This window comes from Mycobacterium simiae (assembly GCF_008370645.1).
In the GTDB taxonomy this organism is placed as follows: Bacteria; Actinomycetota; Actinomycetes; order Mycobacteriales; family Mycobacteriaceae; genus Mycobacterium; species Mycobacterium simiae_A.
In genome coordinates, this window is record NZ_VTZN01000175.1 from 1 (window position 1) to 9,504 (window position 9,504).

7 protein-coding genes and 1 pseudogene are annotated in these 9,504 nt (G+C 64.1%); 5 read left to right on the plus strand and 3 right to left on the minus strand.

Annotated elements, in window-relative coordinates:
- Positions 1-325: 325 nt before the first annotated feature.
- Together F0Q45_RS21295 and F0Q45_RS21300 are read right to left on the minus strand one after the other, a co-directional pair.
- Positions 326-1,189 (minus strand): MaoC/PaaZ C-terminal domain-containing protein, encoded by an 864-nt coding sequence (locus F0Q45_RS21295; RefSeq protein WP_149655825.1) that lies wholly within the window; start codon positions 1,187-1,189, stop codon positions 326-328.
- A gap of 4 nt (positions 1,190-1,193) precedes the next feature.
- On the minus strand, positions 1,194-2,915 hold the full coding sequence (locus F0Q45_RS21300; RefSeq protein ID WP_188113073.1) for a PHA/PHB synthase family protein: 1,722 nt from the start codon (positions 2,913-2,915) through the stop codon (positions 1,194-1,196).
- Positions 2,916-3,201: 286 nt separating this feature from the next.
- Between F0Q45_RS21300 and F0Q45_RS21305 the strand changes: the two genes are divergently transcribed.
- The 5 genes and pseudogenes from F0Q45_RS21305 to F0Q45_RS21325 all read left to right on the plus strand — a co-directional run bounded on the left by F0Q45_RS21305 (position 3,202) and on the right by F0Q45_RS21325 (position 7,608).
- Positions 3,202-4,344 carry an acyl-CoA dehydrogenase family protein gene (locus F0Q45_RS21305; protein ID WP_149655827.1) on the plus strand — a complete coding sequence of 381 codons (1,143 nt, stop codon included), beginning with the start codon at positions 3,202-3,204 and terminating at the stop codon, positions 4,342-4,344.
- Positions 4,345-4,403: 59 nt separating this feature from the next.
- The gene (locus tag F0Q45_RS21310) at positions 4,404-5,159 is read left to right on the plus strand and encodes a 3-hydroxyacyl-CoA dehydrogenase (protein ID WP_149655828.1); all 756 of its coding nucleotides are present in this window, start codon (positions 4,404-4,406) and stop codon (positions 5,157-5,159) included.
- 29 nt (positions 5,160-5,188) lie between these two features.
- A complete protein-coding gene (locus F0Q45_RS21315; RefSeq protein WP_149655829.1) occupies positions 5,189-5,629 on the plus strand; it encodes a nuclear transport factor 2 family protein in 441 nt (146 codons plus the stop codon).
- Between the two features lie 61 nt (positions 5,630-5,690).
- Positions 5,691-6,791, plus strand: a complete 1,101-nt coding sequence (locus F0Q45_RS21320; RefSeq protein ID WP_149655830.1) for an NAD(P)-dependent alcohol dehydrogenase — start codon at positions 5,691-5,693, stop codon at positions 6,789-6,791.
- Positions 6,792-6,823: 32 nt separating this feature from the next.
- Positions 6,824-7,608: pseudogene (locus F0Q45_RS21325) on the plus strand (enoyl-CoA hydratase/isomerase family protein).
- 366 nt (positions 7,609-7,974) lie between these two features.
- Here F0Q45_RS21325 and F0Q45_RS21335 read toward each other — a convergent pair.
- Entirely contained in the window at positions 7,975-9,237 is a 1,263-nt protein-coding gene (locus F0Q45_RS21335; protein WP_188113074.1) for an ATP-binding protein, read from the minus strand.
- Positions 9,238-9,504 lie beyond the last annotated feature (267 nt).

A 9,504-nucleotide genomic window follows, 5' to 3' on the forward strand; every position in this document is an offset into this window, starting at 1 on the left:
TGTGTAGGGCGGTACCCAAGGCGCCGGCCGACTTTTCGCCATGAGTACACGCTCGGCGCGGTCTACGTGTGAACGACCGACTTGTACCCAACCCCACCAGCCCCGTGCAGCCTGACCCCCGACGAATTTACGGGCGCGACCACCAAGACTCCTGCTCACTGCCCCTTATTCGTAGGTCGCTTGCCGGAAGGCTCCGACGCTCATAGGTCCGACGTGGATGCGACACGGGCGGCTACCGAACCGATCGCACCCGGCGGACGCGCTTTCGAGTCTCGAACAGCCTTCAGTCGCACCATCGTCCGCATCCGGCCGCCCTGTCTAGCTGCTAGCGGACCTCGATCACGGCGTTCGACAACACCGGCGTGCCGCGTTCCCTGCAGAGCGCTTCGACGAACACCGCCTCGGGCTCCTGCCACATCCGGACGGTGATCGTTTCCCCGGGGAACATTACTCCGGCGAATCGGGCGCGGTAGCGTCCGACACGGCCGACGTCTCCGTCTAGCGCCGAGTCGACCACCGCCTTCAAGACCATCCCGTAGCTGCACAGGCCGTGCAGAATGGGCTGATCGAAACCGCCTTTGCGGGCAAACTCGGGGTCGGCATGGATCGGGTTCATGTCACCGGACAGGCGATAGAGCAGCGCCTGTTGCGGCAGGGTCCGGCAGTCAACTTCCACGTCCGGCTGCCGTGCCGGTGGAGCCGGCGGCGGTGATGCCGATCGCGCACCATCGCCGTCGCCAAACCCTCCCTCACCTCGAATGAACGCGCTGAACCGGTTGGTGACCAGAGGCTGATCACTCTCGGCGTCACGGGTAACCGTCTCGAGCACCACCAGCGCCGCTTTGCCCTTATCCACGACATCGCAGATCCTTGCCGACGTTCGAACGGCGCGATTGACGGGCAGAGGTCCGTACAGTTCCATCTCCTGCTCACCATGGAGAAGCTTGCTCAGGTCGATGTCCATGCCGGGCAGCTCCAGCATGTCGAACAACATCGGGGAGGCCGGGATCACCCCGAATGACGGCAGAACTTTGAGCTGGCCCTCATAGGTATAGGCAAGCTCAGCGGGATCCGTGGGCGGAACGCCGGCGCCCAAACCCAAGTGGTAGAGGATGACATCGCTCGCGCTCCACGAGCCCTTCCGCTCCGCGAGCTCTGCGCCAAGGACCGAATCGACATCGATGGGCATGTCATCAACCGTGGGATTGCTTGAAGACGTACGTGCCGGGAGCCGGATCAAGCGGCGTGTACCGACTATTGCCGAGTCGGTCTGGTGCTTTTGCCTTCTCGCCCGCCCGCTCAGCGAGCCACGGCGCCCAGTCCTGCCACCAGGTGCCCTTGTGCACCTGTGCGGACCGCAGCCATTCCTCCGGCGTCGGGCACGACTCGTCGCCGATGCGGTAAGCCGATTTCGGGTTCCCGGGAGGGTGGATGACCGCGGCGATGTGGCCGCTGGTCGACAGCGCGAAACGTGTCTTGCCGCCCAGCATTTCGATGCTGCGATAGCAACTCGGCCAGGGGGTTAGGTGGTCGGTTTCGCCCGCGGCTATATAGGCGTCGCAGGTGATCTGGGCCAGATCGATCGGCGTGCCGAGGACCCGGAGGGCACCGGGGTTCGCCAACGGATTGGCGAGCGCGAGGTCCACCAGATCGGCGTGCAGCCCCGCCGGCATGTTCATCGAATCCAGATTCCAGAACAACAGGTCGAGCGCCGGCGGTTTGTTGCCGAGGTAGTAGTTGTTGACAAAGTTGTTCCAGACCATGTCGTTGGGTCGCAGCCACGCGAAAGTTCGCGCCAACTCTGTGCCGGCGAGGTAACCCTTGCGCTTGATTTTCGCTTTGGCCGCTTTGGCGATATCGGGCGAGGCGATGCTGAGGATGGGACCGCCGCGGCGGACGTCCAGCACGGTGACCATAAGGCTCAGACTTGCGACGCGATCGATGTGGCCCAGCGCTGCCAGATGCGCGACGGCGGTAGTGGTGGCGATTCCGCCGGCACAGAAGGCCACCACGTGAACCGCGTCGGCTCCGGCGATCTCGCGTGTGGTCTCGATCGCCTCGACGATTGATTCGAGGTAGTCCTCAAGGTTCCAGCCTGCGTCGTCGCGGGTCGGATTCGCCCACGACAGCGCGAACGGCTGCAGCCCGTGGTCACCGAGAAACTCCACCATGCTCTTGCCTGGCGAAAGGTCAACGACATAGAACTTGCTGATCATTGGCGGGATGAGCAGTACCGGAACCTTATGCACCTGTTCCGTTCGCGGCTCGTACTGGATGAGTTCGAAGCGATCATCGCGGCGCACCACGGCACCGGGCGATGCGGCCATCGTCTTTCCGACCTCGAACGGGGTGGGATCGACACTAGCCGGCAGCTTTATCGGGGAACGGGCGTCGCGCACTGCGGCGCGTGCGCCCGTGACGAAGTTCTCTCCTCCGCGATCGATGGTCGTCTTCCACACGGTGGGGTTGGTCAGCGGGAAGTTCGTCGGGGCCAGCGCGTCGATCAGGTTGTCGACCACCAGGCGCAGGCGTTCGTGGTCGGCCCAGTCCAAGCCTGACTCATCGGCCAGAGCGCGCGCGTAGTCGCTGATGCTCAGGTATCCCTGGCAGATCCGACGAAATAGCCAACTTTGCGTCCACGCGGGATCGCGGAATCGTGAGTCACCTTTTGGCGGAGTGCGTCCGGACCGACCCGCGATCACCCGGGCAAGGTCGGCTGCGACCGTCGCGGTTTGGCCCGCTAGCAGGCGGGGCCGCAGCGCAAGCCCACCGGCAGCCTTGAGAAACTCCGCGCCGGGCACGAACCGGCTCTCGGCGCTGGCGGCCTCGGTCAGCAGCTGGTCGAGGCCGACATTTTGCACCTGACCGGTGGGGTCGGTGATCTCCGGCCGCACGGCCCCGGATCGCGCCTGCACGGGCGGCGCACCGTCGTTGTCGGACTTCGATGATCGCGTTTTCGCTCGCAACTTCGGCTCGGCGCCGTTCGTCCCCGAAACGTGAGTCGCCCTCGAAGCACGGCTCTTTTGCGTTGGTGCGTCCATAGCAACACGGTATGAATCCCGCCAGGTGTTGGGGACCTCCCATTTGCCGTAACTACCTCTCCCAAATGGGCTTTCGCGAGCCGAAGCGGCCCCGATCCTGGGTACCGTTCATGTTGTGCCAGGTAATTCGGCACTGTTCTTCGCATCGAAAGGAGTTCGCGTGCCTGTCGATCGCCTGCTGCCCACCGACGAGGCTCGCGAGCTGATCCGTCTCACGCGGGAAATCGCAGATAAGGCGCTCGAGCCGATCGTCGACCACCACGAGCGGATGGAGACCTATCCAGAGGGGGCCTTTGCGATCCTCGGCGCCGCGGGGCTGCTGAGCCTGCCGTATCCCGAGGAATGGGGGGGCGGGAATCAGCCGTACGAGGTTTACCTGCAAGTGTTGGAAGAGATCGCCGCACGATGGGCGGCGGTCGCGGTGGCAGTGAGCGTCCACAGCCTGGCCTGCCATCCGTTGGTCGGGTTCGGCACCGACGCGCAGAAGCACACATGGCTTCCGGAGATGCTGAGCGGCAACATGATCGGCGCCTACAGCCTGTCCGAACCACAGGCCGGCTCCGACGCGGCCGCGCTGCTATGCAGTGCTGCTGCCGTGGACAATGGGTACCGGGTTAACGGCGCCAAGGCGTGGATCACGCACGGTGGTATCGCCGACTTCTACACCCTGTTCGCGCGCACCGCCAAAGGCGCACAAGGCATTTCCTGCTTCCTCGTGCCCAAAGACGCCGAGGGGCTCACCTTCGGCAGACCCGAAGAGAAGATGGGCCTGCACGCGGTGCCGACAACGACGGCGCACTACGACGACGTGTTCATCGCTGTTGAGCGGCGCATCGGCAACGAAGGACAGGGCCTACCAATCGCGTTCAGCGCACTGGACAGCGGACGCCTCGGAATCGCCGCCATCGCCGTCGGATTAGCGCAGGCCGCGCTCGATGAAGCGGTCGCCTACAGCCAGCAGCGGACCACCTTTGGCCGCAAGATCATCGATCACCAGGGCCTGGGATTCCTGCTGGCGGACGCCGCCGCGGCGGTGGATTCCGCACGCGCGACGTACTTGGACGCCGCCCGACGCCGCGATGCGGGGCTGCCCTACTCCCGGCACGCGTCCGTCGCCAAGCTGGTCGCCACCGACGCCGCCATGAAAGTCACCACCGACGCTGTCCAGGTGTTCGGCGGCGTCGGTTACACCCGCGACTACCGCGTGGAACGCTACATGCGGGAGGCCAAGATCATGCAGATCTTCGAGGGCACCAATCAAATCCAGCGACTGGTGATCAGTCGCAGTCTCGCCAGTCACTAGGCAGCTCCCACGAGAGGAGCCGCGGGCGCGAACCGCACTGAAACGAAAGGAAATGCCGAGTGGAGACCGAAGACGCGGTGGCCATGGTCACCGGAGGCACGTCCGGCCTCGGTCTAGCCACCACGAGGCGGCTGCTTGACGCAGGTGCGCACGTCGTCGCGCTCGATCTGAAGGGCGAGGAGGTGCTCGCCGAGCTCGGCAGCGATCGTGTCCAGTTCGCCGGGGGCAGCGTCACCGACGAGGTGGCCGTGGCCACGGCGCTAGACGCCGCGGAATCGCTTGGCCCGCTGCGCATTGTGGTCAACTGTGCCGGGGTGGTCAACGCCGTCAAGACCCTGGGCCGGGACGGCGTTTTCCCACTCGATGAGTTCACCAAGGTGATCCAGGTCAACCTGGTGGGCACGTTCAACGTGATTCGGCTAGCCGCCCAACGCATGGCCCAGACCGAACTGCTCGGCGAGGAGCGCGGCGTCATCATCAACACCGCGTCGGTGGCAGCGTTCGACGGACAAATAGGGCAGGCCGCCTACTCGGCGTCGAAGGGCGGGGTGGTCGGTATGACGTTGCCGATCGCCAGAGACCTGGCGAGCATGGCCATCCGCGTTGTCACCATTGCCCCCGGCCTGTTCAGGACGCCCATGCTGGCGTCGCTGCCCGAACAAGCGCAAAAGTCGCTGGGCGCTGCGGTGCCGCATCCGAGCCGACTTGGCAACCCCGACGAGTACGCCGCACTGGCCGTCCACATCGTCGAGAACCCCATGCTCAACGGCGAAGTCATTCGCCTCGACGGCGCGATCCGGATGGCGCCGCGATGAATGTTTCCGAGAAGAGCCAAGGAGAACCGATGCCTGCGCCCGCGATCGCCCGATGGCTCGAGTTCATGGAGCAGGGAAAGATAGACGTCCTCGACAATTTGCTCGCCCCGGATGCTGTCTTCTACTCCCCGGCTGTATTCGCCCCGCAAGAGGGTCGGGCGAAGGTAGCCGGGTACTTGCGCGCCGCAGAGCTCATGTTCTGCGACGCCGACTTCCGCTATGTCGCGCAGTGGTTCGACGATCGCTCAGCAGTTCTGGAATTCACCGCGAATCTCGAAGGCGTGCATATCGAAGGCGTCGACATTATCCACTGGAACGACGAGGACAAGATCACCTCTTTCAAGGTGCTGGTCCGCCCGCTGAAGGCGATCCAAGTTGTCGTCCCCAAGATGGGTGAGCTGTTAGGCGCGGGAGCGAACCAACCATCTCGAGTCCATCTGGCGCGACAGCAAAGTCGGCGAAATCTATGAAGGCGCTAACGAAGTCCAACTGTGGAGCATCGAAGGCCGCAGATTAGGAAGGAGACAACGTATGCACATCTCAGCCGCGGTGGTGCCAGAAGTAGGCGCGCCGTTCACTCTCACCGAGGTCGACCTTCAAGACCCAGCACCTGATGAGGTGCTAATCGAGATCGCCGGAGCCGGCATCTGTCACACCGACATCGCTGTGCAGCACGGGCAATTGCCGTTTCCGCTGCCCGGCGTCCTGGGCCACGAGGGCAGTGGAACCGTGGTGCGCCTCGGCGCCGGCGTGAAGTCGCTAGCCGTCGGTGATCAGGTCGCTCTCAGCTTCAACAGCTGCGGCGCATGCCCCACTTGCGCGACAGGTGAACCCGCCTATTGCTACGACTTCCTTGGATACAACTTCGGCGGCGTGCGCCCGGACGGATCATCCGGGTTAGCCTCTGCCGGAGCACCATTGGGGGCCAACTTCTTCGGCCAGTCGTCGTTGGCGACGCACGCGCTGGCGCACGAGCGAAACGTGGTGAAGCTACCACCGGGTACCCCGGTCGAACTCGTGGGGCCGCTCGGATGCGGCATCCAGACCGGGGCCGGCGCGGTGATGAACTCACTTGACGTCCAACCCGGATCGACGGTGGTAGTCGCCGGCGCGGGGGCGGTGGGCCTGTCCGCGGTGCTGGCGGCCGTGGTGCGCGAGGCCACGTCAATCATCGCAATCGATCTGCACGAGAGCAGGCGGAAGCTGGCCGTCGATCTCGGCGCCACCCATGCTGTCGACCCGAACGCTGGCCCGCTGGCCGACCAGATTAAAGAGATCTCGCCGGCGGGCGCCGGTTACGCGATTGACACTACGGCGGTGCCGCCCGTCACCGAGCAGCTGCTTGCCTGCCTTGGCGTGCGGGGCAAGCTGGGGTTGCTTGGCGTGCCTGCCAGTCCGGAGGCCGTCTTTTCGGTTGGGCTGTTCCAGCCACCCCTGCTCGGCCAAACTATCCGAGGCATCATCGAAGGCGACGCCGACCCGCAGACCTTCATCCCCTACCTGCTCGATCTGCATCGTCAGGGCAAGTTCCCGTTCGACAAGCTGATCACCACGATGCCGCTGGCCCAGATCAACGAGGCGGTGCAGGCACAGCACCGCGGCGAGATCCTCAAAGCCGTGCTGACTCCGTGATCCAGCGAGAACCTGCTCGTTAGAGGGGCGCAATGACCGAATACGAGGCCATCGTCCTTGAGTCATCCGGGCCGATTGCCCGCATCACCTTGAATCGCCCCGATGCCGCCAACGCGATGAATGACACACTGCTGCGCGAGCTTGCCGATGCGGCCAAGCGCTGCGATCGCGGTGCCACCAGGGTTGTCGTCCTCACCGGTGCTGGACGATTCTTCAGCGCCGGGGAGACCTCAGGGCGATGGCATCGTCATCGAGCACGCCCGGCGACTACGTCAAGGCGATGGCCGACGACCTGCACCGCGCCATCTCCACGTTCGCTCGGATGGACGCGGTACTGATCACCGCCGTCAACGGGGTTGCGGCTGGAGCCGGTTTCAGTCTGGCGGTGACGGGCGACCTGGTCCTTGCGGCAGAGTCGGCGTCGTTCACAATGGCTTACACCACAGTCGGTTTGAGCCCCGACGGCAGCTCGTCGTTCTATCTGCCCCGGCTCATCGGCGTCCGTAGGACGCAGGAGCTGATGTTGACCAATCGAGCACTGTCTGCCGCTGAGGCGTTGGCTTGGGGCTTGGTGACAGAAGTCGCCGAGAGTACGGAGCTCGCTGCCCGCACGGATGCGCTCGCGGAGAAGGTCGCCTCTGGCGCAAGGCAATCCGCGTCAGCGGTGAAGAAGCTGGTGTTGATGTCGTTCAAAACCGGCCTCGAGGAACAGATGGAGTTGGAGGGTCGACTCATCGCCGAATGCGCCGATTCCCCCGACGGAAACGAGGGCATCAACGCGTTTCTCGAAAAGCGCCGACCTCAGTTCGCACACTGAGCGCCGAACGACTGGACCAAATCTCCACGCAAGGAAACCGGCTGCAGCTGCTGTCGGTCGGAACCGAAGATCTGGCCAACACAGCGGCGCCGATTGGTTCAGCGCTACTCCGACGCCGCCGCCGCCGAACTGCTCGTGCCAAAACGCCGTGACCTGTGGTTTCTCTGTGAAGCTAAGGGGATTCGAACCCCCCTGACCCGCACACTGCCAGGAGCAGCCCGAATCTTTTATCAGGCACGACGCTGACGTTTCCGCTGTGTAGGGTCTGTGGTCGAGGGAGCAGTTGTTGTCGCCGTTGTCGTCAAAATTGTCGTCAATTCGGCGGAGCCCGCCCGGATGCCGCTGCGGTATGCAACGCGTTGACGGCTACGGCCCTAGCGCCGAGATCGGCAGGACGTGAACCCCGTCGGTTCGTTTCCCACCACCGCCGGTCGCAGTCACGACAACGAGAGCAGACGGGTTGCCATGCTTCGAGGCATCCACGTCGGTCGCGAAGTGTAGGAGGCCCTTCGCCGCGCTGTCGATGACGTTTTGGTCGCCCGTCAGCTTCACCTCGAATGCGGCCCAACCGTCCGGTGTGTCGACGATCGCATCAACCTCCTTGCGACCATGAGACTCGCGCCAGGAGTACATCGCGCCGCCGAGCGGCTGGGCATAGATGCGAAGGTCGCGGACTGCCATCGCCTCGAAGTGGAATCCGGCGGCCTCGATGTCAGCAAGCAGATCCCGCGATCCAACCTTGAGCGCGGCGGTACCCAGTGACGGGTCGACGAAGTAACGAACCGGCGCCTCGCGTAGTTCGGTGCGCGAACGCATGTGCGGCTTCCACGCCGGCGAGTTCTCGGTCAGCTTAAGACGGTCAAGCGCGTCGAGGTAGGAGTTCACCGTCTCCTTTGCCGGAGCCCGGTGATCGTCACCGGCGATGTCTGCGCCTAGTGCGGTGACTTTGATCGCTGTTCCGACGGATCGCCCGAGCGAGGCGAGTGCACGGCGTAGTCGGTCCGGAGTGCGCTTGCCCGTACCGAGCTCAGGAATGTCGATGTCTACGATCTGGGCAAGGTAGTCGGCAAGCCACCCCCGGGCGCTGCGCTCGGAATGATCGAGCAACGCCGGCCAGCCGCCGATGACGATCCGCTCCATGAGGCCCGGGACCGTCATCGCGGTTCTCTTTGCTTTCTGGTCTTCTCCGCGTAGCAGAGCAGCCAGCGAAACCTCACCCGTCGAATGGCCGGATTCGAACAGGCTCATCGGCCGCATCCGGAGCGTGCCGATCCGACCCGCGCCGGAGTGCAGTTCGCGCTCATATCTCGGAGTCGCCGATCCGGTCAGGATGTATAGGCCACGGCGGCGCAGATCATCGACATGCCGCCGCACCTGGTCCCATATCTCCGGCGCGCGCTGCCATTCATCGAAAAGGATCGGCGACTCTTGGTCGAACAGCTCGTCCGGGTTGAGTCCCAGGAGCGCCCGCGCGTTCGGGTCGGTGTCGAAGCGGACTGAACTCTTGGCCTGGCGCAGGGCGGTTTCCGTCTTCCCGCAGCCTTTCGGCCCATCGATGAGGACAGCACCGATCGAGGTCAGCCGCTCGGAGAGCTCCGCGTCGACGACGCGTGCGCGATAGTCGAACATGACGGCAGTCTACGTTTTCGACAACTTTTATTCGCTGTTTTCGACAGTTCATCCTCGCCGTTTTCGACAGTCTAGACTCGCCCGTTCCGGCAACCGCGGCGATACATCAAAATCCACGACGTAATCCTGCCAGGAAACCGGACCATGTCCCCATGCCTGAACGCGGCGACACCCTAACCGCTCGTTGTCGCCAAAAATCGACCCAGACGACCCGGACAGCTAACGTCGTAGCGAAGAGTAAGGCGCGGTCAGGATGGATTAATCACT